Raw genomic sequence first — 23,243 nt, 5'->3', positions numbered from 1 at the left:
TTGCAGTTGACCGATTGCCGCCGGTAGCTCTATCAGTTCGTTGTCAGTGAGGTAAAGCTTGATCAGATCTTGCAGTTGACCGATTGCCGCTGGTAGTGTGCTCAGTCGGTTGTAGCTGAGGTAAAGCTCTGTCAGGTTTTGCAGTTGACCGATTGCTGCCGGTAGTTTTCTCAGTCGGTTGTAGCTGAGGTAAAGCTCTGTCAGGTTTTGCAGTTGACCGATTGCTGCCGGTAGTTTTCTCAATTCGTTACTACTGAGGTCAAGCATTATCAGATTTTGCAGTTGACCAATTGCTGCCGGTAGTTTTCTCAATTCGTTACTACTGAGGTCAAGCATTATCAGATTTTGCAGTTGACCGATTGCCGCCGGTAGCTCTCTCAGTTGGTTGCCGCCAAGGTCAAGCATTGTCAGATTTTGCAGTTGACCGATTGCTGTCGGTAGCTCTCTCAGTTGGTTGCCGCCAAGGTCAAGCATTGTCAGATTTTGCAGTTGACCGATTGCTGTCGGTAGCTCTCTCAGTTGGTTGTTGCTGAGGTCAAGCTCTGTCAAATTTTGCAGTTGACCAATTTCAGGCGGCAATGTTGTTAATCGATTGCCCTCGTCTTCTCGGGCTTCTTCATCCCACTTCCCCAAAATCAAAACTTGAAGCTGAGTCAGCTCACCAATTTCCGGGGGCAACTCCACCACATCCAGCCCCGCTAGATCCAGCTCCGTCCAGCCCTCCGCCTTCGCCCGCTCCAGCAGCGCCAACAACTCCGCCCGCTCCATGCCACCGCCCCCTCACATCACCGCTCCAATTGTAGGAGCCTATCCCCAACATTCCGTAGGGTGCATGGGAGCACGGCCAAAGAGAAACGACGATTTCGCCTCATCTCCCATGCACCACAACCCGTCACGCACTTAACGACCATTTCTTGAAAGCATCTGATCGTGAGAGAGCGATCGCGCTGCGGTGCATGGGAGAACCCATCCAGCGTGTTTTAACCATTGGGCCGTCCTCCCATGCACCCTACGGTTTTTGTTGTGATCAGCGCCGATCGCCCATCACGACAAACCCACCCCAAAAATGCAAGACTGAATTGCCCAGCCGCCCGATCGCGATTGGAGTCTCAAACCATGCTGAAACGACCCATCCTCGATCCAAACCATCACCCAAGATCTGCAACAACGCTCAATCTTCAGCAATTTGCCAGAAATTGCCAGCATCCTTGTGGGCATCCTCAAACCGATCGAGGCAAGCTCCCACCAATTCCCAGCCGAATCAGCCCCCCGATCGGGATGATAGCCATGGTTCTAGCGTCCCCAAATCCAATGCAAGAGCAGAATCAGCAAATACACCACCGCCAAAATCGCCAGACCATAAAACAGAATCGATCGCTCGTCCTTGGGGCTGGGTAGCGAGGGATCTGCTTCCACTGGACAAAACCGCACCAGACTCCGGTTCACAAAAGCCTCGCCTAACACAGGATTGCTGAAATAGGCCAACAGTTGCTTACCCAACGTGGTTTCAATGCCCAGCCCATCGCGGGACACACCCACGCGGGAAATGCCCCCATAGGCAAAAGCAGCCAGCTCCCGCACCGGTTGCTGGCTCCAAAAAGAGGGCAGGGCGATCGCGCAAAGTCGGGTACTGGTCACCAGCAACACCGCCGGCCCGTCATCAATGCGCACGGAAACCACGTCAATGAGCTGTTCTTCCGGTGCGTTCAGGAAATACACCAAAAATTCCGCCAGCTTGGGAATTGCCCCCTGCATCGGGAAACCCAGTTGGCCCGTTTCCGCCAGCCAATCTTCATAGACCTTTTCCGGTTGAATCAGGTCGATCGCCTCTTCGGGGTTGGGATAGGTCGGCTCAGGATAAATCGGCGGGAGTTGGGGCGCGGGGGCTGGGTTGGGCGCGGGGGCCGGCGCAACCAACCCGGTATTCCCCGGATCGTAGGTGGCGCTGATCTCCGTGGGCGCGGGGGCCGGGCTGGGGGCGATCGTGTAGCTGGGCGAACCGGTCAGGCCCAGAGCGCTCAACGGGGGCGTGGCCAAGGACATGCCAGAGCCATCATTGGCCAGATAGAGGGCATCGGTCCAGGTGGGTGCGCCGGCCCCAGCGGCCCAACCGGAGACCCGCACCACGCCCACGGGTTCCACCTTCAAGATGTTCATGCCCTTGCGAACAAAGGTCATCAGCGCCGGGCGATCGGGGGCGCGATCGGCCCCCAACAGATTCAAAATTAGGCAATTGCCATCAAGGCTCACTTCCACCGCAATCCCCGCCGTCTGTAACTTGCGGTTCATGAGGGTGGCGATCGCCTCTACATTGCCCTGCCGGGCGAGCAGTAACAATTCCGTCTGAGACATAGACCGGTGGTTCAATTGCCTGAAAGCCTGGAGGCTGCTCACCCAATCAACAGGGGCCCGGGGGGCTGCTGTTGGCCGGAAGCGCCATTTCTCGCAATCATACACCTGGTTTTCGGTGGCTCGCCCATGGTGGCTCGCCCATGGTGGCTTGCCGTGGGGGTGCGCCCCCTCAGGCGCGATCCCTCAGGCACGACTCCTCCGACCCAGCCTCTTAAGCCCGGCCATAGTGGGCTAAGGGCTGACCGGTGCGATCGGCCCACAATTGATCGCCCCAGGAAAAGTGCCACCACTCTTGGGCATGTTGGGCAAACCCGCCCGCGGCCATGGCCCGTCGCAACAGTTGGCGATGGGCGTGGAACTGCTGGTGTTGGGGATCGGTGGCTGGGGCGAAGTGGTCGGGAAATGAGCGATCGGAACATTCATCGATCGGGGATCCCATGTCCAGCACCCGCCCGGCTGCGTCGATCAGGGTCAGATCCAGGGCGGCTCCGGTGCTGTGGGGTGGCGGGGTGGCGGGGTGGTCGCTGGGGCTGGCCCAAAACTGGCTAACGCGCGATCGCAGGGCTTGGGTTTGGGGATGCTGGGGATTTTGCGCCAGGGCAACGGGATCCAACCCTTCCATGAGGGCCAATTCGGCAAAGGTGTAATCCACCATGAATTGCTGAACGGCCAAGGGGCGATAGGCATCAAAGATGGCCAGTTGCCAGCCCGGTTGTTGTTGGGCTAACCATTGGGCGGCTTGCAACAGCCGATCGAGCACGCCCGATCGCACCCAAAAGGGCGATTGGTCACCATAGGGCGCACCCAACACCGCGTAGGGATGCGGATCCCAGAGCTGGAAGCGATCGGGCGGGATGGGCACTAGGGGTTCGCCACAGTCCGCGATCGGGATTTTTTGATAGGGCTTGAGGGCCATGGGGTTCATGGGTGCGGCGGTTGCGGAGCCTGAGGGCAGAGCTTGAGGGTAAAGCTTGAGGGTTCATCAACGGCGAACCCTAGGCGCGGCCCAATTCCTGCGATCGTTGCCAGGCTGCGCGTACCGCTTCGATGGTGGCGGAACGGAATCCAGCCTGCTCCAGGGCGGCCACCCCCGCGATCGTTGTGCCGCCGGGACTGGTGACCCGATCTTTCAAGATCGCCGGGTGTAGTTGGCTGTCTTGCAACAGTTGGGCGGTTCCCAAAACCGTTTGCAGGGCCAGGGTGCTGGCAGTGGCTCGGGGCAACCCGGCCGCCACGCCCCCATCGGTGAGCGCTTCCACAAACAAGGCCACAAAGGCCGGCCCTGACCCAGACAACCCGGTGACCGCATCCATCAAAGATTCCGGCACTTCCACCACTTGCCCGATCGCCCCAAAAATCTGGCGAGCCTGTTCCATGGCCGCCTGCTCGGCCAAAGAACCGGGGGCGATCGCCGTGACCCCTGCGCCCACGGTGGCCGGTGTGTTGGGCATGGCTCGCACCACCGGACAGCCACCGAAGGCCGCTTCCAGTTTGGCCAAGGTTGTGCCGGCCAAAATCGACAGGATCAGGGGCGATCGCGCGGGATCCCAAGCACCGGCCACCTGGGCCGCCACCGTGGCAAAAACTTGGGGCTTGATGGCCAAAAGAACGATTTGGGATTGGGCCAGGAGCGATCGATTGTCATCGGTGACCTGTACCCCATAGCGCTCGGCCAGGGTCGCTCGGCGCTCGGCCATGGGTTCACTGACGCAAATTTGCGCTCCAGGAATCACGTCCCGATCGCACAACCGGGCCAAAATTGCCTCGGCCATCACGCCCCCGCCAATTACGCCCAACTGCCAAACCGCACCGGCCCCAGAATCCGTCATAAACCTTGTCTCATGCTGAATTTTTCGATCCAATCGATGCGGATTGGATTTAGTCAAGAGCAAAAATATAGGGCAATAGATTGACTACTGCCCTACAGTTTGGCCCGGTGTTCAAGGGCCCCTCGATCGTGATTGATCGTTGAAGATTGAGCCGTGATTAAACCGACTGAGCGGCGGCCTACTGAGCGGCGGCCTACTGAGCGGCGGCCTACTGAGCGGCGGCCTGTTGGAATCGATCGGTTGCCCAAACGGGGGCTTGGCCAGGACGAGCGGCAGCCTGGGCCGCAGCCTGGGCCTGGAACACTTCGCGCACCAAACCGCTGTGGGTGCTGACCTGCACACAACTGGGCGTGAACAGGAAAATGCTTTCGCCAATCCGCTCTTGGTGACCATCCAGGGCGTAGGTTCCGCCAGCGATGAAGTCCACGGAGCGTTGGGCCTGGTCGGGATCCATCATCGTCAGGTTCAACACCACCGACTTCCGCTCCCGCAGGGCCTGAATCGCTTGGGGCATTTCCTCAAACGAGCGTGGCTCCATCACCACCACTTCGGAAATTCCGTTTACCGCACCCGGCATACCAATCACGTTGCTCATAGAAGAAGTTGTTGGGGTTCCAGTTGTCGCGCGGGGGCTGGGCGGCACAATCGGCTCGGGCGATCGGGCCGCAGCCGGTGCCGGAAACCCACCGGCCAACGAAGCGGATGCATCAGCAACGGCGGCATAGCGACGGCTACGGCGGGCGTTGGCCTCATCCGTGGGAGCCGCAGCGGGCTGGGATTCCGCCGCTGGCTGCTGATACGAACCACGGTAGCCATTGTTATTGCTATCGTTTTCGTCGTAGTCGTAATCGTATTCCACTGGATCACCCAGACCCACAAAATCCCGAAGTTTCGTAAAAATAGCGTTCACCTCGTCCTCTCCACTTACTAACCACGTTGGGGGCTGGAGTACCGACGAGTTTCTAGGGGCTGATTGAACGCCGCCAAAACTCCGTCGGCTTGGTTGCCTAACATCCACTCCTCGACGAACCACCATTAACCACCATTTAAACCGCCATTGACCACAAGAGTTGCATCCTTGCTGCCGATGGGATTGATCGTCACCTTCAGCATTTTTGGCGCTTGTTGTCTTGAAAATGGGGTTTCAGCGCGGGGCTGTTCAATGATTGTTGAATGGGTTGGGGTTTAGGTCGCCCCGATTTTATCAGACTGGGCTAAAAGCCGCCTGATTAAGGGTCTGAATCCAGACCCAAATTCCCCAATCAGCACCCCAATGAGCTATTCAAAAGGAGCCGTAATTGATTGGCTGCCCGTTTTTTGGTCAACAGTCTACTCCAATTTTTTTGATTCCACCACGATCGGGTTGGCCGCTGAAGGATGGGTGGTTGCCAAGGGCGATCGAGCGGCGGAGGGGGAGCGATCGGGGTTGGCGGTTACCTATGGTCACCATTCACGAAGATCAGTGGTCGATCGGGTCAAAATTGGCCACTTTCAGGCAGATCTTGACAGGTCTTGCTGAATGGTTGGGGAATTTTTTGTGCAATCTCCTCAACTCAACGGGTGAGAAATCTAGGCCCGATCGCCAAATAGGGTTCGTCCTAGGCGAATCATGGTGGCTCCCGCTTGCAGGGCGATCGGCCAATCGTTAGACATGCCCATCGATCGCTCCGTCATGGCCAAGCGTTGCCAAGGTTGGGCTTGGATTTGATCCGCCAGCGATCGGGCTTCGGCAAAAAAGTCCGCTAATTCCGCTTCGTTTAAGCCCAGGGGAGGAATTGCCATCAATCCTCGAATTTGCAGATGGGTTAACCGATCCAGCTCGGGCAAGGCCGCTTGCAGTTCACTCGGCGACCAACCGGCCTTGTTGGGGTCGGGCCGCAACTTCACTTGCAGACAAATTTGGGGCGGGCGATCGCGCTCGGCGGCCAGGCGATCGAGCCGTTGGGCCAACTCCAATCGATCGACCGAATGAATCGACTCAAACAGTTCCAGGGCTTTTTTGGCCTTGTTGCTTTGCAGTTGGCCAATTAAGTGCCAGCGAATATCCGTCAGGTCACTGAGGGCGGCGCGTTTTTCTGCCGCTTCCTGCACGCGATTTTCTCCAAAGTCCCGAATCCCGCATTCATAGGCTTCTCGCACACATTCGGGGCCAAAGGTCTTGGAAACGGCCATGAATCGCACCGAGTCCGGCAAATGATCGCGCAAAAATTCGACCCGCTGGGACAAACGGGGCAGCATAGCCAAAGCCTGCACCCAATCCTGGGACATAGACGGCGCACTCATGGCAACAGGATGATTCGTAAGGCGATTTTACTGGAAGGTGCGCTGGTAGGCGGCCCGCACCGCTTGATATTCCTCCCGGTTGCCATTGCGCTGAAGCGCTCGCATTCTGACCTCGACCATGGTTCGGGCATCGCTGCGGGTAACCGGTTCAAACCGGAGGCCCGTCTCCGCGATCGACACCAAAAAGAACAGACGATGGGCGTATAGCGTCGTAAATAATTCGCGACTGTTTTCCAGCCGACAAATCATCAGCAATAACCCAAACGTGGGGTGATTTAGATAGGCTTCGAGGCTCATTCCAGCTCTAGTGGGGTAGGACAGCAAGCCGGCCACCCAGAGCGCTTGGCTCGGGATGGCCAAGGAAGTGCGATCGGGTTAGTTTATGGCGTGCAGATTGCCATCAAATCATGACGCAGCAAAACGTTCGTGTCGAACAGTTGCATCGAACAGTTAATAGTATCGGAATGCGATCGCCTTTCGCCGGGATAGTCCGTGAAATCTCTACGGGGTTTCTCCAATTTCCAGGGATTTTGCAAGGCGTTGCTAACGGGCGATCGGGGTTTTGGGTCGAGATTCGATCAGGGTTTGACCCAAATTCAGCCCAATTCGGTTGAAATTCTTAATTCCGATCACTGCGCCGGGATCAGAAACCGGGGATCAATCAAACACAATCCTTGTCTAGGTTTGCTGCTTTGTGGGGGCGATCGGCTCGATCGACCCCCAGATCCGATTCTGGATGGTTTGGCTGCCTAACGTTGAGCCGTGGGGCCGGGGCGAGAACCGTTTTCATGGTCAGGATTATCCCGGAACCCAAGATGCTGCGGTCTCAGGGAAATGTTACGGCGGGCTAACTTTCTCAGGATCCGTCGAATTCCACCCCAAATTTTCACCCCCAGAGACAGCGCCCAATTCAATAGACCTCTTGCATCAATCAAAACCCTCACCCTAAATCCCTCTCCCAAGTCGGGAGAGGGACTTGAAAAGCAACAACGAAATCGCCGTAATTCTCGATTTCTGACTCCCCTTCGCCCGCCTTGGGAGAAGGGGTTGGGGGATGAGGGCTGTTAGCTGATTTGCGCAAGAGGTCTAATCTCTGATCCAGCACCTAATTCAATACCTAAATTCAATACCTAATCCAATATCCAATATTCAACATTCAACATCCGATCCTGTGCGGGTTGCCTTGGGAGCTGGGCCCAAAGAGCCAGACCCCGATCCACAAACCAGAATGGCGGAAGCGGTGGCATAGTCCCGATCGTGGCTGAAACTGACTTGCCAATGGGCTTCGGGCCCAGCGCTGGCAGCGACGGGATGGGTTTGGCAATGGAGGGCACAGCGGCGATCGAGGGCGGCCAGGGCCCGGCCACGCAAACAAACGCCCGGTTCGCCTGTGGCCCGGCGGGTAATTTCCACATCCTTGTAACCCACTCCATGCCAGCCTGTGCCCAGGGCCTTGACCACGGCTTCTTTGGCGGCCCAGCGGCCCGCCAACCGGTTCACCACATCGGGCGTGAGGTGATTGTTCAGCAGAGTTTCGGGATTGAGGGTTTCCCAGGGGATCGATCGAGCCAGCGATCGCCAACAAGTTCGCTGTTCCTGGGGAGTATAGACCCGTTGCAGAAAGCGGCCCCCGAATCGATCGAGGGCTGCTCGGATGCGGGGGATATAAACCAAGTCAGTACCCAGATAAAACACGGCGACCTAATATCCAAAGTCCAAACCCGAAATCTAAACCCCAATCCCTGCCCCCTGCCTAGTCCGCAGAGCCAGCGGAGTTCAGCCGCTGTTGCCAGGCCCGATCGACCGCTTCCGGGTTCAGGGCTTCTTGCTCCGTCACGTCCATTTCGGTGGTGTAAGTCAAATCCCGATCGGTGATTTGGTTGCGGGCTTGGGTCAGTTGTTGTCGGGCAGCCAGCTTGTGAGCCAAGTCTGGATCGGGATGGGTCACCAAATCCGCCAGGGCACTGCGCTGCTGGTTGCGCCGCTCGATCGCCCGATTGCGCCCCGAAATCACCCACCAGCGAACCGCCGGAATGCTCAAAAATGCGCCGCTGTAGCCCAATCCCAGCAGGCAGGTAAAGCGCAAGAACCCATAGGCCTTGCCAAAGGTTGCCGCATCCCCCGCCGCAATCAGCCCCCCTAACACCAAGGACAACACCAGCAGCGCCACCCCGAGGGCGATCGCCCCGGCCCGTTGCCCCGAGCTGGCGCGACTGAAGTTATAGATACGCTCCGACTGGAATCGCGGCAGGGTTTCGGGCAGATCGGCCAAATCCTGCACGGTGGTTTGTAAGTCGGGGAACTGATAGATAATTTCGCCGCGATCGGTCACCTGGGGATGGCCATTAAACCGCACCAAAACTGGCAACATCCAATCTTCGTCCAGGTCTTGGGCCTTGGGCATTGCCCGATCGGGCAGCTCCAGATAGGGAGCCACCTGTTCCACCACCACCGCCCCTTGGTTTTGGCGAATCACTTGGGCAATCAGTTGCCAACGCTCCTTTTCCAAATACAAATTTGGGTTGCCATCCCCAAACAGAAAGGAATAGATCGCCTCTAAAAAGTTGAGATCGGGCTTTTCCCGTCGCCGTTGGTAAGCGTAGTTGTCGTAGTCGAGCCACCAGATCCAAGTCCAGTCAGACCAGCCGTAGTAGCCGCCCCCGATCGGGAAACCAATATTCCAACTGCCCGAGCTGGAGCCAGACCCCCGCGAATCGCCGCCACCACCGCTATCACTATCGCTGTCCCGAGAACTGCTGAGGGCCACCAAAGCCACCACGATCGCCACCAGCACCGCCGCAATCAACAGCACCAGCACAATGCCAACGGACAGCCGAATCAGGTAAAACAGGACTTTCCAAATCTTGGCCCAGGTTTCCTGAAGTTGGAGTTGCCAGTACTTGTTGCGCAGGATGTCGCGAAAGTCGCGGGAAAAGACGTAAACCACGTCACCGGACTCGGCCACCTGCAGGTTACCGCCGGCCGAAGTCGCCAACACCATCAGTCCCCGTTCCGCCAGGTTTAAATCCAAACCTGCTTGGGCAGCCACATCGGCCACGGTGACACGGTAGTTCAGTTGCTCAACGGCTTCTAACAAGCCAGATTCGATCGCGGGCACAGCAGCCATAGGTCTATAAATCAGCCGCTCTGGGTCTTTTGCGGTTTTGCTCAGTGCTGTTCCCAGTATAGGGAAGCTGTCTGGGTTTGAGCTTGGGTTTGAGCCGATCCCAACCGGTTCGGGCCGTTGGGCTGAGCCTGAGATTGCTTAAGCAACCGATCGACGCATTGCCACCCACAGGTCTTGATATTGCCGTAGCGACTCGATCGGCAACGGTTGCAACAGTTCGCAGCGATCGAGCTGCTCAGGTGTCGGCAGCAACACATCCCGCTGAACGCTGGCTGTCATAGCCGTGCGATCGCCCTCCAGCCAAGGAGCCGGAGCCGCATCCAACCACCCGGCCAACCCTTGAGCAATGTCCGATCGCCAAGCAAGACTGGCCCACAGGGTCGCCAAATCCAGCGATTCCGGAGCCGCATGAACCGGCCGCACCCACAGATCCGCCCAAAGGGCTGTGCCCGACTGGGGAACCACCGCCCGCAAACTCCGTTGGCGAGCCAGGGCCGTCACCACCTCATGGGACCAACCCACCGCCACCCAAGCATCCCCCAACAGCAGCGGTTGCAAATAATCCTGAGTGGCATAGATCAGGGCCTGTTGATTGAGGGCCGCCAAAGCAGCGGTCAAGCCGGTTACGGACTGGGGTTGAGCTTCGTTATACGATCGCCCCGATCGCTTCAGAGCCAGCCCAATCACCTCCCGCGGCCGATCGAGCAGCACCACCTTGCCCCGCAGCTCCGGCCGCCACAAGTCCGCCCAATCGCGCGGTTCCCATCCCAAGGCCGCAAACCGATCGGGCCGGTAAACCAACACCGTCGTTCCCCAACGGTAGGGAATTCCCCACAGAGATCCAGCGCGATCGGGCAATCCTTGGCGATTGAGTTGGGTGACGGACTGCCAGCGATCGCCCAAAGTTACCCCCGCCGGGCGATCGGGCCAGGGTTGGATCCAACCGCGCCGCACTGCCCCCGCCAGCCATTCATGGCCCAGCAGTCCCGTTAACCCCACCGGCCCCGCCCCTGCCGGCCGCAAAAACGGAATCCACGATCGCCAATCACCTTGACCAATGGTGGTTCCCGCCGGATCCCGCTGCCAGTCTTGCAACTGTTGCATCAACAATTCCGCCTGATCCAGCAAAGTCAGGTGAATGCCTCGGGTGGCTCCCTGCGCATTCGCCAGCCGCTGAAAGGCTTGGAGCAGTTGGGCAGGAACCGTATTTTCGATCGCCAGCACGGTCAAATCATTGGGATTGCGCCGCCCACAGCCCCCCAGCAACAGGCCCGCCGCGATCGCCCCCGTGCCGAGCAACCACTGCCGCCGCCCCCACCGAGGCTCCAGATCCACCGCCATTCCGGGCGATCGATTCCCCTTCAACTCCGCCCTTGCCTCGGGATTTTGCAAAGCCATGGCCGCCTAGATTGCCTTCATTGATGCGAAATTAATGCGAAATTGATGCGACTTGCGCGTCGCTTGTCCGTTAATGGCGCATTCATCGCGCATTCATTGCGCAGTGTTTTGCCAGGTCATTTTAGCGATCAACTCTCGATATTTGAAGTTTTATAAAGTTTTGACAAGTTTTTTGTGCATATTTTTCTAAAAGATCATTCTTTGGAAAAATGCGAAACACTTTCCAAAACAATAATATCCTGCACAATCTACCATGCGGATAATCGTTAAATGATTCAGCGATTGCTGAACTTTTGAGGATGGGTTATTTACGATAAAAACACAAGCCTCCGCCAGTGCAATCTAAAACCATGCGCTGACCTCCTATGGAACCATTGCAAGATCAAATTACACTCCTCAACCACAAGCTCGATGCGCTACATCAGTCGATTGAAACACTCTTGGGACGCTTAGCAAGTCGTGTTTCTTCCGAAGAGTCATCGTCCTTACATGAACCAATGGCTCAGATTCTTCAACGGGGTGCAGCCTTGGTTGATTCCCCCAGCCCTATCCTCCATTCCATGGCTGATCTGAATGCTGAATATAAAGATATTCTGATCGATGATAGCTATCGGGAACCGAGCGATCGCGCGGGCGACAAGGAACTCACGCCGGAAATTCAAGTGCAACGGTTAATGGCTCAATTAACTGCTGCCTACAATCGGATTGCCGACTTAGAGGAACAACTCCTTTCGCGACGGATCCATTAACTTGGATGCCTCCAAGCAACGAGTCGATCGACCCTTTGCCTTGGCCTCAATCCGATTGTAGGCAAGTCTGAAATTGGCAGTCATTCGCCGATGACGGTTCGGATTTGGGTCAACTTCATCATGCCTTTCTCATCTCCCAGAGGGGCAACTTTGAGACTACTGCCGTTAGTTTGTGATCAAAAATTTGATCAGATCCTTGAAGGTTTCTTGAAGGAATTTCTCTGAATTTTGTGGGATCAGCGGATCGCGTGGAAGTAATTCTGTTAAAGATCCCCAACCATTGCCCATGCTTTACGCATCAGGCCTCAGCAATTACAGAGCCTACCAGGGCTGATCGATCACGATCGGTGCGCAATATTCAATTCTGGAACCTGCAAGCTCAGTGGTTACTCCAGAATTCGTAATCACCCTCTGACTTCCTTAGCAAATCGGTGGGAAGACTTTACAAAGTATTATGTGGCTGCTTACCCTCTGGCTCAAAGGGGGGATGTGATGCCAATGGCCGATTCAGGGGCGCTTTGGTTGCGATCGATCGCCCCCTGAAAGCCCTGAACAGCCCTGCAAAGTCCTGCAAAATCTTGAACAATCAGCGTTGTTGCTCAGTCCAAAATGATGGGACGGGATGATGGATCGGGGCGCACCGCTGTGCATCCCGATCCGGACTCTCGGCCAGGATTTTGGGACAGAATTCTTGATCTAACTGGATTTGATTGGTTTTGGCTTAGTTGTTGGCTCAGTTGTCGGCCATTTGCACCACGGCCAAAAATTCTGCCAAATCGGGAGCCGATCGCCCCGCAATTTCCGCGTCACGCAACCAAAGCAAAAATTCCACATTGCCCGCCGGGCCCGTAATGGGCGATCGCACCAGGCCGCCGTAGTGCCAACCGATCGCCTCAGCCCCTTGCCAAACCGTGGCGATCGCCTCAGCCCGATCGCGCGGATTGCGCACCACGCCGTTTTTGCCCAGGCGATCGCGCCCCACCTCAAACTGCGGCTTCACCAGCAAAATCACCTCGCGCGGCGGTTGCAACAGCGCCCACAGGGCCGGCAACACCTTCGTTAGGGAAATAAACGACACATCCGCCACACCCAAATCGGGGATCGGATCATCGGGGCCGTACAGCTCCGCCGGGGTCAGGTGGCGCAGATTCGTGCGTTCGCGCAACACCACACGCGGATCCTGGCGCAGGCTCCAGGCCACCTGCCCATAGCCCACATCCACGCCATAGACCTTGGCTGCACCCGCCTGCAACAGGCAATCGGTGAAGCCGCCCGTGGAAATGCCGCCATCCAAGCAAACTCGGCCCGTGGGATCGATCGGGAAGGCCTCCAGGGCATGAACCAACTTCTCGCCACCCCGGGACACAAAGCGCGATCGCGCCGCCACTTCGATTTCAGCATCTTCGGCGATCAGGGTTCCGGGCTTGTCGATGCAGGCGCGATCGACCCGCACTTCGCCGGCCCGAATCCACCGTTGGGCCAACTGGCGCGACTCGCACAACCCGCGACTCACCAACAGCGCATCTAATCGTTGTTTGCCCGTTTTTGCCACCCAATCAACCGAAATTAAGGGATTTTTGCCAAGATCCTGGATTTGGGCGCACAGCAGTGCGCCCCTACCCAATGTTTCCGGTCTGTAGGGGCGCACTGCCGTGCGCCCTCCGGTTCGATGCGCCCTCCGGTTCGATGCGCCCTCCGGTTCGATACGCCCGATACGCCCTCCGGTTCGATACGCCCGATACGCCCTCCGGCTCGATACGCCCGATGCGCCCTCCGGTTCAATGCGCCTACGCCTCGTTCAACACCGCAATCAGGGCCTCACCCATGGCCGTGCAACCCACCAGGGTCTTGCCTTCGGACATGATGTCACCCGTGCGGAAACCCCGATCAAGCACTTCATTCACCGCCTTTTCAATCCGGTCAGCGCCCTCCGGCAGATCCAACCCATAGCGCAACATCATCGCCGCGCTCAACACATGGGCCAACGGATTCGCCTTGTCTTGGCCCGCAATGTCCGGCGCGGAACCATGCACCGGCTCAAACACGCCCGGTTTGCCCGGTTCGCCCAAGCTGGCCGAGGGCAACATGCCGATACTGCCGGTCAACATCGCCGCCGCATCCGAAAGAATGTCGCCAAACAGGTTGCCCGTGACGATCGTATCGAACTGTTTCGGTGCGCGAACTAACTGCATGGCCGCATTGTCCACGTAGAGATGAGACAACTCCACATCGGGATAGTCCGCAGCCACGGCCGTCACCCGATCGCGCCACAGTTGCGACACTTCCAACACGTTCGACTTATCCACCGAGCAAAGCTTGCTGCCCCGCCGCTTGGCGGTTTCAAAAGCCACACGGGCAATTCGATCGACCTCGCTTTCGGAGTAAACCATCGTGTTGACACCGCGCTTTTCGCCGTTTTCGCCCTCAAAGATGCCGCGCGGTTGCCCAAAGTAAATGCCGCCGGTCAGCTCGCGCACCACCATGATGTCCGTACCTTCGACGACTTCCCGCTTGAGGGTCGAGGCATCCACCAACTGGGGCAAAATCGTTGCCGGCCGCAGATTGGCAAACAGACCCAAACCGGCCCGCAGCCCCAGCAGGCCGCGCTCGGGCCGTTGGGCATTGGGCAGGCTGTCCCACTTGTAGCCGCCGATCGCCGCCAACAACACCGAGTCACTGTTGCGGCAAATTTCCAGGGTGCTGGCGGGCAAGGGTTCGCCGGTTTGGTCGATCGCGCAGCCCCCGATCGGCGCTTCGGTGAATTCAAAGGTCACCCCAATCTTTTGGGCGACGGTTTCGAGCACCTGAACAGCAACGCGGGTAATTTCGGGGCCAATGCCATCACCGGGCAGCAGCGCAATGCGATAGGTCTGGGTCACGGGTCGGTCAAATGTCGGGAGGGTTGAACGGATTTCATCATAGGACGGGAGGCGGCCCTTTCCATGGGAGATTTTCCCGATGACTTAGGGCATAGTCGTGAAGACAAATGATTGATGGTTATCCAGATAAAAGGTCTAAACCATGAGTTCCAAAGTTGATATCACAGCCCAAAATTTTCAGACCGAGGTGGTGAGCAAATCCAGCGAGAAGCCGGTGGTTCTGTACTTTTCCTCGCCCACTTGCAGCGCCTGCCAACAGCTCAGCCCGGTGCTAGAAGAGATCGTTAAAAACTACGACGTGGTTTTGGCCAAGGTGAACACCCAACAGGAGGTGGGATTGGTGCAACAGGCGGGGGTGCGATCGACCCCCGATGTGCGCTTGGTGCAAAGCGGCCGCGCAACGGATCAATTTGTGGGTGCAGTGTCCGGCAACGAGGTACGCAGCTTCCTCACCCGCAACAGCGTGAACTTGTTGGCGGGGCCCAAATTTCTGGACTTGACCAACGACAGCGATAACCGCGTTATCCCCGTCAACAGTCTCAGTGAATATCCCAGCGGGGTGCGGGCCTTGGGGGGCAATGACACCGTGACTGGTTCCAGTGATGTGGATGTGCTGTTTGGCAATGCGGGCAATGATCTGTTGTTGGGCAACGATGCCAACGATGTGCTCAATGGCGGTGCTGATAATGATGTGCTAGATGGCGGCTTGGGCAATGATCTGCTGAGCGGCAACCGGGGCAACGATTCCCTGGTGGGCGGCGATGGCAATGACATCCTGCGGGGTGGTCGGGAGAACGACACGCTGTTGGGTGGGGATGGGGATGATGTGTTGTCCGGCGACTTTGGCACGGATGTGCTGACGGGGGGTGCGGGCCGAGATTTGTTTGTGCTGCGAGCTGAGGAAGCCGTGGCCGGAGCCGGGGTGCAAACGGTCGATCGAATTACGGATCTCAGCGTGAGCCAAGGAGACGTGGTGCTGTTGGCGGCAGATTTCGCCATTACTGATGTGACGGTGACCGCTGGCAATGTGGACAACAGCGGAGCCGCCGATGCCATCATCAGCCGCACCTCCACCGGGGCCCTGTTGGGGGTGGTGCTGGATCAAACGCCGGATGTGGTGCGATCGGCCTTGCAGGTGATTCCGCCCTCTTCTCTCTAAACCGGCCCCGTTCGGGGGCTGGGGGCTGCTAGGCGATCGCCCTGGCAGCCCCTTTTGTTTGAGTTGGTCTGGATATCAGGCTGCCCCGGTTCCAAGGGAGGTTCCTAGAGCGGAGATGGTTAAAAACCAGTTACAAAACTGGACGCTGAATCGCCGCCACCGCCAACGAGAGGATCAGCCTTTCAGCGATCGGGCGATCGGCCAGCCTCCGTAGTTTCACGGCTGCCCCCCTCCGGATTTGCAACGCCCACGACAGTAAGAGTCATCAGGAGCGCGACGCAACCCAATCGCGACCCTGGCTGACCTTCACGACTCGCATCAGGGGCTTGAATCATGACCGCGCTTCAAACTTGCACCCGCATTGGCCAAAGCTTGACCCTCGTGGGCGTAATTCTGGGTTCGGCCGCCGTGATGCAACCGATCGATGGCCATTCGATCGATGCCGCGCTGGTGGCGGCCGTTGCGCCCCAAAGCGCCTCAGCCGCCCAGCCCACGCCTCCCGACAACGGTGGCCCCAGCCGCACTCAAGGTACGGGCACTCGCTAATCCTCCGGGGCGGGGGTTCCGGTTGGGGCCCTGCGTTAATGATTAAAATTTCAGTCTGAGCAAATTAATCAAAACTGGGACTGAAATTCGATGGCTATTAAGCTTTATGGCGGTGCGCGCAGCCGGGCCTCGATCGTGCAGTGGTATCTCGAAGAGTTGGGCCTAGACTACGAGTTCATTTTGCTGGACATGCAGGCCGGCGAACACCGCCAACCACCGCTGACGGAGATTAACCCCTTTGGCAAAGTGCCAGCCATTGAAGATGGCGACTTCAAATTGTGGGAATCCGGTGCGATTTTGCTCTACTTGGATGCGAAGTACGGCCCCGAAAAATCCACGGAGCAACGGGCAGTGGATCAACAATGGACGCTGTTTGCCAATTCCACCGTTGCCACCGGAATTTTTGTGGAAGCCAACCGCGATCGGGAAGCTCCGCGCTTGCTGGGCGGCATCAACGAGCTGTTAAGCCAGTCGTCCTATATCACGGGTGAAACTTTCGGGGTGGCAGATGTGGCCCTGGGGTCAATTTTGGCCTACATCCCCATGATGCTGAAGATGGATCTGTCGCCCTATCCAGCGCTGGGCGCTTACCTGAAACGGCTGAGTGAGCGGCCGGCCTTCCACAAGGCGATCGGCTCGCGAGCTTAGACAGCGCGGCCAGCCCAGGGATCGGGATCAACCTCCAGATCTCAACAAAAAAATCCCAACAAATACGCAAAGGAAAGTGGGGGCCGATCGGGCGATCGGCCCCCATGCTTCGTGCTCAATTGTCATCAACCTGAACGGATTAGGTCGATCGCGCCCCGATCGCCTGCTGGTGGGTGGCAACGGGAATCGCAAGCATCGCAGGAACTACTTGCCTTCCACAAACGCTTGGCAGCAACAGAAGGGTTGCGCGGCCGGCGCAGGCGTTGGCGTGGGGGTTGGCGCAGGGGCCGGAATCACCGTCTTGCTGCCGCAGATTACCTTTTGCAGCAGCCCCGTGAAACCGCTCAGGGCATCTTGCGAAGTGAAACCCTGCCCGCCGGTTTCCTTGGCCACACGGGCATATTCACCCTCGATTTCTTTTTTCACACTGGCCTTCACACCGGAAGTCCCCAAATAGGTGTGGACTTTCACCTTGGTTTGCTTGGCCGTGGCGATCGCCCGGTTGGCGGCTTCGATGTCTGCCTGATCCTGCTTGGCGTTCTCGTTGCCCCCTTCCAAGGACTCATCGCCCAGGAAGAAGACGGCCCGCGATGCGCCCGATCGCCAGTCAAAATTCAGGGACACATCTTCGATCGCCCTTGCGCCGTCCTCTTGGGCCCCGCCGCCGGCCACCGTGCCCACCTTGCGGCCCTTCAGCACCGATTCCGACACCTTGGCCGTTTCCGTCAGGTAATTGCGCACGGTGCGATCGAACCGCGTTCCCTTAAACACCCCCTCAATTCCCAAATAGGTCACCCGCAAATCAGAAGGGCAACTGGTTTTGGCCGCCTCGATCGCCGCGCCCACCGCCTCACTCAGGGCCGTCGCCTCATCCTTCATCGACACGCTGGAATCGATCACCACCACCAGATCCACCTTGGGAATCGTCAAGACCTCCGTGGGCGAGGGCGTTGGCACGGGGGCCGGTGCGGGAACCGGCGTGGCGGAGCCGCCCTGGCCGGTCATGGTGGCCGGAGCCAAGGTGGGCCATTGCAGCCGCTTTTGGGTTGAAACATCCCCATTGCCCCGGTGACCGGAAATGGGGCCCAGGCGGTTCGGTTGGGCTTGGCCAGCGGTCATGCCGTGGCTGTTGTAGGGATGGTTCCAGAGGTTGAAATCAAACCGATAGTGGGCCCCCTGCCAACCATTCGTCCAGTTGAAATTAATCAGTGCGCTGATATCCAGCGTGCCCGTCACCGGGTCGCTATACCAAAACGACAGCATCTTATTCGCCGTTCCGCCGGCCGACGTGCCGAAGTTGTATTGAATATCAACCCCGTCCGGCGGCCCTTCATAGGCAAAACAGCCCCGGCCATAAACCGAACCATCCGGATTCAAGGTGTGAAAAACAAAACTCGTGACCTGAGGCATAGCAGCAAATTCCTGTGAGGTTTGGGCTTGGTGATCGTGAAACGTTGGGCAGGCCGCTGACTGGTGAACCCCTAGGATTCAACGTAGGCCTGGCAGCAACAGAAGGGATGTTCAATGCGGCGCGGTGCGGGCTTGCTGCCGCAAATCACGTCTTGCAACAGGGCTTGGAAGCCCCGCAGCGCATCCTGGGAGGTGAAGGATTGACCGCCCGTTTCCCGAGCCACCCTGGCGTATTCCCCTTCAATTTCCCGGCGCACTTTGTCTTTCACCGAGGAAGTTCCAAGATAGGTATGCACCCGCACGCCAGCTTCCTTGGCCACCGCGATCGCGAGGTTGGCGGCTTCGATGTCTCCTTGATCTTGCTTGGCATCCTGGTTCCCGCCATCCAAGGACTCATCGCCCAGGAAGAACAGGGCCCGCCCAGCCCCCGGCCGCCAGTCAAAATGGCGACTCAGATCCTCGATCGCCCTTGCGCCGTCTTCTTGGGCCCCACCGCCGGCCACCGTGCCGCGTTGGCGACCCCGCAACTCGGCCTCCGCCGCTTTGGCCGTTGTGGTCAGGTATTTGCGAATGGATTGATTAAAACGGGTGTCTCGGAACGTGCCTTCAATGCCCAGATAGACCACTCGCAAGTCAGAGGGGCAATGGGCCCGAGCCGCCTCGATCGCGGCGGAAACGGCCGCATCCAGCGCCACCGCTTCGTCCTTCATGGAAACGCTGGAGTCGATCGCCACCACCAAGTCCACCAGCGGGATCGTCACGCCATCTTCTTCGATGACCTCGATCGTGGGCTGCCCGATCGCCACCCACTCCAACTTGCGCCCTTGACAGCTTCCGTCTTCCGTCGCTCCCCGGTGCGCAGACACATGACCCAGTTGATCCGGCGTTGCACCACCGGCCACCAAGCCCCGATCGAAGTCTGGCTGGGCCCAGGCGTTGAACTGAAACTGTTGCTCGCCTGCCCGATCGCTGAAACTCAAGCTCAACAGAGCGCTGAGATCCAACACACCGACGATCGGGTCGCGATACCAAAACGCCGTCAAGGTTTCCGCACTGCCCCGGCGATATTCCACCGAAGACTCGCTGCCATCCCCTAGGGTAAAGCACCCTTTTCCAAACTCAGTGCCGTCGTTGTTCAGTACCCGAAAGGTGTAGGCCTTTCCTGGGGTGGACGGTGCTGAGGTAGAAGAATCTGCTGTTGTGTTGGTTGTTTCTGCGGTTGAACTCCAGGGAATCACAACACTGGGCGTGACATCCAGCCAACCACCATCCGTGACCGTGCCCACATCCACCAGCGATTGTGCGTCCAAAAACTCCATCAACCGCTCACCATCGTCCTCAAATCGATAGTGGCAAATGCCCTGATCAGCAAAAACAACCAGGTCTGAATCTTGACGATAGACGACCTTAACAAAATTGGCTCCATCAATTTCCCAGCGGTAGCCAGGCATCGCTTCAACAATCTTTTGATTCTTCACAAATCACTTCTCCAAAAAGCACTGCAACCCTAGGGAAATACCAGGCAACTGATTCGGTCGATCGAGTCGATCGAGCTAATGGGGCTAAGAATTCTGTCGATGGGTTCTCAATTGGAATCTTGTTTGAGTGGCTAACCTGCATTCTTGGGAAATTTAGCCATCACCCTTGAATTAGCCCATGGCTTATCCCGATCGCCTTGATCTACTCCAAACGAATCTGCTTATTGGCTAATTCCAAATCAAACGGGTAATCTTCATTTCCCCCCGCAAGGGCCTTTTGGAAAGTTTCCTCATTCGCAAATTCACTGACGCGAAACCACCAATCTTCAAATACAATCACCCGCCCATCGGGACAGCGGTAGACCAAGACATGGTAGTCGTCGCGAAATTCATTGCTGAGATCAAGAACCTCACCACCCATTGCTTGAGCAGCGGTGTCTGCACTGTTCACTTTCCAATCTACTGACATGTTGCACAATCTCCAGCTTAATTGGAGGGTTGATCAGACTTTCCAATTGGACTCTACAAATTGTGCCTCAAGCTAATTGGAATTTGAGAGAAGTTAATGTTAATTTTTTCATTTTTCTGAACAATTCCGTATAAACACGCAATTAAAAATTGGCAACAATTTTCTTAAAAATAAATCATTTCATTTTTAAACATTTGCAATACAATTTTTTACAGAAAATTTCAATTAATTCCAATTGTCAATCAAGTTAATTTTTCTTTTTGTTGTAATTTTCATTATTCAATCCGAGCCGGAAATCAAGAATAATTTCTTGTGAATTTCAATTTGATTTGATTTTATTTGATGCTTAAATGCGAATAATTCAATTGTTGAAATTCATAAAACTTCCAGAAATCTCAAGATTCAATATTTTTTCTTGGTTTTAAGTCATTTTTGATAATTGTATTTTATTTTACATTGACGTTCCTGAAGAGAAAATGATGCTTGAGGTCAGAATTTTGGACTGAAAGGCCTTTAATAAAGACTAACTTTGCCTGTTGCTGGAAGCGATCCGCGATCGACTCCCGTTGACGATCGAAAGTGATCCGCCATTTTTAGGTTGGCTGGCGCTCGATCGTCTGAATTTTGAGGATGATTTGTGGTGGCTTTGGGCTGTCGCTGCCCAGCCAAAGACGAGGATCAGGGCGATCGGGGGTTTAAGTCAGGGTTGGCAATTTTTTTGACCTGTCTGCCGGGTGCTGGTGTGATCAATGATGCAGCCGGACTGAGAGAGCGATCGATCCGGTTGGAGGGCGCACATCGGTACGCCCCTGCGGACATGCCACGACTTTGGGTCGGGAAGATCAGCGATCGCGGTCTAGGTTGTGGGTGGCTGGTTTTGGCGGCGTTGGCTCTGTTTGGGGTTGCGCCACTGACGGGCTTGGCGCAGCAGCAACAACGACCACCGCAGGCTCTTTTCGAGCCGACCCACGATGACGCAAACCGTCAGCAGGGCGATCAGCCAGCTTGGGGCATTTTGGGCGATCGGGAGGGACAAGATCGGGTCGAGTTGGGCGGGCTGGGCGATCGTTTCTTGGGTCGTTTGAATGGTGTTAGTTTGGGGTTGCGAATTCATGGTGAAAACCTTGAATCATTGACTACGCAACCATTCTCAAATTGGTAATCAGCGCCCAAGTCCCCCACAAGTCCCGTCTTAGTCTGGTTTAGTCCCCTCTTGGTCTACCGACCAGGAACAGCTACAGCTATTGATCGCCCAACATGGAATCGCCACGCTCTCCCACCCCCGCCATAACTTGGAGCCAATTTTTAAGCGAGCAGGCTGATTACTACGGTCTCACACCTGAGCAAAAGGCAGCATTTCTCGTTCAGTTTGCCGAACAGAAGCGCAGCGATTCGCGTGTCCAGGCTTCTATCTCTCTGGACATTGGCGAAAACACGTTTAAGAATCACATGACCAATGTGTATAGGCGCTTAGCCGACTTCTATCCCAACCTTAAGCAAATTGTTGGCAGAGGCAAACGACAAGCAGTTCTCGTAATTTTGCGAACGGAGTTTTCGGAACGGACTCGGCCGGTTGCTCCACCTTCAGTGGAGATCCCCAGTTCTTCAACAACGCTCCCACCTCCAGCGGAAATTCCTGGTTATCCGACGGTGCGATCGCTCCTGGAGCAGGCGCGGGCGACGGTAGCGACCCACACCAGTCAGGCGTTTTATAACGGCACGTTGCCCCAGTGGGCGGATATTGCAGCGGGCTATGACGTGCGGCGCGATCGCCTCAAAGATCTCCAAGAGTTTGTGGAATCGCGGGCGGCGTTGGGTGGGGCGTTGCCGATCGCGCTGGTGTTGGGCCGATCGGGTGATGGCAAAAGCACTCTGTTGATGCGGTTGGCGGCGGAGTTGAACGATCGGGGCGATCGGGTGTTGTGGCACGAACCGAATCAGCGCAATCAGGTGGCGTTGGATTTGACGGCGCTGGCCACCCTGAAGACCGATCGGCGGGTGGTGGTGATTGTTGACGATGCCCATGCGCTGGACTTGGAGGGGTTGGAGCAGCAGGTGCGATCGCTCCACCAGTCCGGGGCGGGGTTGTTGTTGGTGTTGGGGGTGCGGCGAGAGTTGTGGCTCGGGGGTCGGCAGCTTCCCCAGTCGATCGCCCAGATTCAGCGCTTTGAGATCGATCGAGTCAGCGACGCGGAAATCGATCGCTTTTTGGAGGCCTATGAGCGGGCGGGCGAGTTGGGCAAATTAGCGAATTTGTCGCCCGCGGCCCGGGCGGCCAAGTTTCGGCAGGGGGCCGATCGCCAGTTGTTGGTGATGTTGCTGGAGGCCAAATACAACGAAAGCCTGACCAGCTATGTCAAAAAAACCCTGAACGACTTGGCGGATCGATTTGGCGAAAGAGTGGTACGGGCTTGTCAGTTGGTGGCGGCGTTGCACACATTTGATTTGGGGTTTCCGGCGCGTTTGTTGGAAACGATTTTGGATGTGGATGAGCTGGAGACCGACATTCTGGCCAAAACCGATGGCTGGTTAATTTCGGAGGGCTATGGGCGACTGATCCAAACGCGCCACCCGGTGATTGCGACGGTGATTTTTCAGGGCGATCGGGCCAAATATCGCCGTCTCAGCCAGTTTATTGACGCGGAACTGAAGCAAGCACCGGACTATTTCCTCACGCCGCGCCTGATGCACAACTTGCGGGTGCAAACCAAGACCAAGGCGCTGGACTTGCCGGTGGAGCCGCTGCGGGATGTGTTTCGGCCAGCGGTCAGTTGTTTTCCGATTCGCCGCTTTGTCTACAACATTTGGGCGGTGATGGAAAATGACCGCAAAAATTATGACCAAGCCCGCAAACTTTTTCGGGAAATTACTGAACTCGATCCAAACCACGTTCCTTCCTGGCAAGCCTGGGCGGTG

Annotated in this window: 22 protein-coding genes; 6 read left to right on the top strand and 16 right to left on the bottom strand. The window is 56.9% G+C overall.

What is annotated here, in order from left to right:
- The 5 genes from AMR42_RS11675 to AMR42_RS11655 all read right to left on the bottom strand — a co-directional run.
- Positions 1 to 633: leucine-rich repeat domain-containing protein (locus AMR42_RS11675; RefSeq protein WP_199858165.1), on the bottom strand; the 633-nt coding region annotated here is incomplete at its 3' end.
- A 660-nt stretch (positions 634 to 1,293) separates the two neighbouring features.
- A complete protein-coding gene (locus tag AMR42_RS11670; protein WP_099533632.1) occupies positions 1,294 to 2,352 on the bottom strand; it encodes a hypothetical protein in 1,059 nt (352 codons plus the stop codon).
- 211 nt (positions 2,353 to 2,563) lie between these two features.
- Positions 2,564 to 3,268, bottom strand: a complete 705-nt coding sequence (locus AMR42_RS11665) for a M15 family metallopeptidase (RefSeq protein WP_099533639.1) — start codon at positions 3,266 to 3,268, stop codon at positions 2,564 to 2,566.
- A 79-nt stretch (positions 3,269 to 3,347) separates the two neighbouring features.
- On the bottom strand, positions 3,348 to 4,181 hold the full coding sequence (gene proC / locus AMR42_RS11660) for a pyrroline-5-carboxylate reductase (RefSeq protein WP_099533631.1): 834 nt from the start codon (positions 4,179 to 4,181) through the stop codon (positions 3,348 to 3,350).
- Positions 4,182 to 4,389: 208 nt separating this feature from the next.
- Positions 4,390 to 5,091 carry a cell division protein SepF gene (locus tag AMR42_RS11655; RefSeq protein WP_099533630.1) on the bottom strand — a complete coding sequence of 234 codons (702 nt, stop codon included), beginning with the start codon at positions 5,089 to 5,091 and terminating at the stop codon, positions 4,390 to 4,392.
- Between the two features lie 363 nt (positions 5,092 to 5,454).
- Between AMR42_RS11655 and AMR42_RS11650 the strand changes: the two genes are divergently transcribed.
- Positions 5,455 to 5,700 carry a hypothetical protein gene (locus AMR42_RS11650; protein WP_099533629.1) on the top strand — a complete coding sequence of 82 codons (246 nt, stop codon included), beginning with the start codon at positions 5,455 to 5,457 and terminating at the stop codon, positions 5,698 to 5,700.
- A 50-nt stretch (positions 5,701 to 5,750) separates the two neighbouring features.
- Here AMR42_RS11650 and AMR42_RS11645 read toward each other — a convergent pair whose 3' ends face one another.
- The 5 genes from AMR42_RS11645 to AMR42_RS11620 all read right to left on the bottom strand — a co-directional run bounded on the left by AMR42_RS11645 (position 5,751) and on the right by AMR42_RS11620 (position 10,989).
- A complete protein-coding gene (locus AMR42_RS11645; protein WP_099533637.1) occupies positions 5,751 to 6,419 on the bottom strand; it encodes a YggS family pyridoxal phosphate-dependent enzyme in 669 nt (222 codons plus the stop codon).
- Positions 6,420 to 6,491: 72 nt separating this feature from the next.
- The gene (locus tag AMR42_RS11640) at positions 6,492 to 6,761 is read right to left on the bottom strand and encodes a PipX family protein (protein ID WP_099533635.1); all 270 of its coding nucleotides are present in this window, start codon (positions 6,759 to 6,761) and stop codon (positions 6,492 to 6,494) included.
- Positions 6,762 to 7,613: 852 nt separating this feature from the next.
- The gene (locus AMR42_RS11630) at positions 7,614 to 8,159 is read right to left on the bottom strand and encodes a holo-ACP synthase (protein ID WP_099533627.1); all 546 of its coding nucleotides are present in this window, start codon (positions 8,157 to 8,159) and stop codon (positions 7,614 to 7,616) included.
- 58 nt (positions 8,160 to 8,217) lie between these two features.
- A complete protein-coding gene (locus tag AMR42_RS11625) occupies positions 8,218 to 9,591 on the bottom strand; it encodes a hypothetical protein (protein WP_099533626.1) in 1,374 nt (457 codons plus the stop codon).
- Positions 9,592 to 9,729: 138 nt separating this feature from the next.
- Entirely contained in the window at positions 9,730 to 10,989 is a 1,260-nt protein-coding gene (locus AMR42_RS11620) for an extracellular solute-binding protein (RefSeq protein WP_099533625.1), read from the bottom strand.
- 497 nt (positions 10,990 to 11,486) lie between these two features.
- Between AMR42_RS11620 and AMR42_RS11615 the strand changes: the two genes are divergently transcribed.
- Complete coding sequence (locus tag AMR42_RS11615; protein ID WP_199291512.1) at positions 11,487 to 11,738, top strand: hypothetical protein; 252 nt, start codon at positions 11,487 to 11,489, stop codon at positions 11,736 to 11,738.
- A 733-nt stretch (positions 11,739 to 12,471) separates the two neighbouring features.
- Here AMR42_RS11615 and AMR42_RS11610 read toward each other — a convergent pair.
- Both AMR42_RS11610 and leuB read right to left on the bottom strand, forming a co-directional pair.
- The gene (locus AMR42_RS11610) at positions 12,472 to 13,290 is read right to left on the bottom strand and encodes a TlyA family RNA methyltransferase (RefSeq protein WP_099533633.1); all 819 of its coding nucleotides are present in this window, start codon (positions 13,288 to 13,290) and stop codon (positions 12,472 to 12,474) included.
- Between the two features lie 235 nt (positions 13,291 to 13,525).
- A complete protein-coding gene (gene leuB, locus AMR42_RS11605) occupies positions 13,526 to 14,617 on the bottom strand; it encodes a 3-isopropylmalate dehydrogenase (protein WP_099533623.1) in 1,092 nt (363 codons plus the stop codon).
- Positions 14,618 to 14,759: 142 nt separating this feature from the next.
- Between leuB and AMR42_RS11600 the strand changes: the two genes are divergently transcribed.
- The 3 genes from AMR42_RS11600 (at position 14,760) to AMR42_RS11590 (ending at position 16,970) form a co-directional block, all read left to right on the top strand.
- The gene (locus tag AMR42_RS11600; protein ID WP_099533622.1) at positions 14,760 to 15,776 is read left to right on the top strand and encodes a thioredoxin domain-containing protein; all 1,017 of its coding nucleotides are present in this window, start codon (positions 14,760 to 14,762) and stop codon (positions 15,774 to 15,776) included.
- A 333-nt stretch (positions 15,777 to 16,109) separates the two neighbouring features.
- Entirely contained in the window at positions 16,110 to 16,322 is a 213-nt protein-coding gene (locus tag AMR42_RS11595; RefSeq protein WP_099533621.1) for a hypothetical protein, read from the top strand.
- 90 nt (positions 16,323 to 16,412) lie between these two features.
- A complete protein-coding gene (locus AMR42_RS11590) occupies positions 16,413 to 16,970 on the top strand; it encodes a glutathione S-transferase family protein (RefSeq protein ID WP_099533620.1) in 558 nt (185 codons plus the stop codon).
- A gap of 204 nt (positions 16,971 to 17,174) precedes the next feature.
- Here AMR42_RS11590 and AMR42_RS11585 read toward each other — a convergent pair whose 3' ends face one another.
- The 4 genes from AMR42_RS11585 to AMR42_RS19880 form a co-directional block, all read right to left on the bottom strand.
- The gene (locus AMR42_RS11585; protein ID WP_099533619.1) at positions 17,175 to 18,380 is read right to left on the bottom strand and encodes a VWA domain-containing protein; all 1,206 of its coding nucleotides are present in this window, start codon (positions 18,378 to 18,380) and stop codon (positions 17,175 to 17,177) included.
- A 71-nt stretch (positions 18,381 to 18,451) separates the two neighbouring features.
- Entirely contained in the window at positions 18,452 to 19,858 is a 1,407-nt protein-coding gene (locus AMR42_RS11580) for a hypothetical protein (RefSeq protein ID WP_099533618.1), read from the bottom strand.
- Between the two features lie 202 nt (positions 19,859 to 20,060).
- A complete protein-coding gene (locus AMR42_RS11575; protein WP_099533617.1) occupies positions 20,061 to 20,327 on the bottom strand; it encodes a hypothetical protein in 267 nt (88 codons plus the stop codon).
- Between the two features lie 856 nt (positions 20,328 to 21,183).
- Positions 21,184 to 21,441: a hypothetical protein gene (locus tag AMR42_RS19880; protein WP_143473044.1), complete on the bottom strand. Its 258-nt coding sequence runs from the start codon at positions 21,439 to 21,441 to the stop codon at positions 21,184 to 21,186.
- A gap of 143 nt (positions 21,442 to 21,584) precedes the next feature.
- Between AMR42_RS19880 and AMR42_RS11565 the strand changes: the two genes are divergently transcribed.
- Positions 21,585 to 23,243: ATP-binding protein (locus tag AMR42_RS11565; protein WP_143473042.1), on the top strand; the 1,659-nt coding region annotated here is incomplete at its 3' end.

The sequence above is a fragment of the Limnothrix sp. PR1529 genome (assembly GCF_002742025.1).
Classification (GTDB): Bacteria; Cyanobacteriota; Cyanobacteriia; order CACIAM-69d; family CACIAM-69d; genus CACIAM-69d.
Note: the sequence above shows the minus strand (reverse complement) of the source record. Positions and strands in the feature narration are given on the sequence as shown.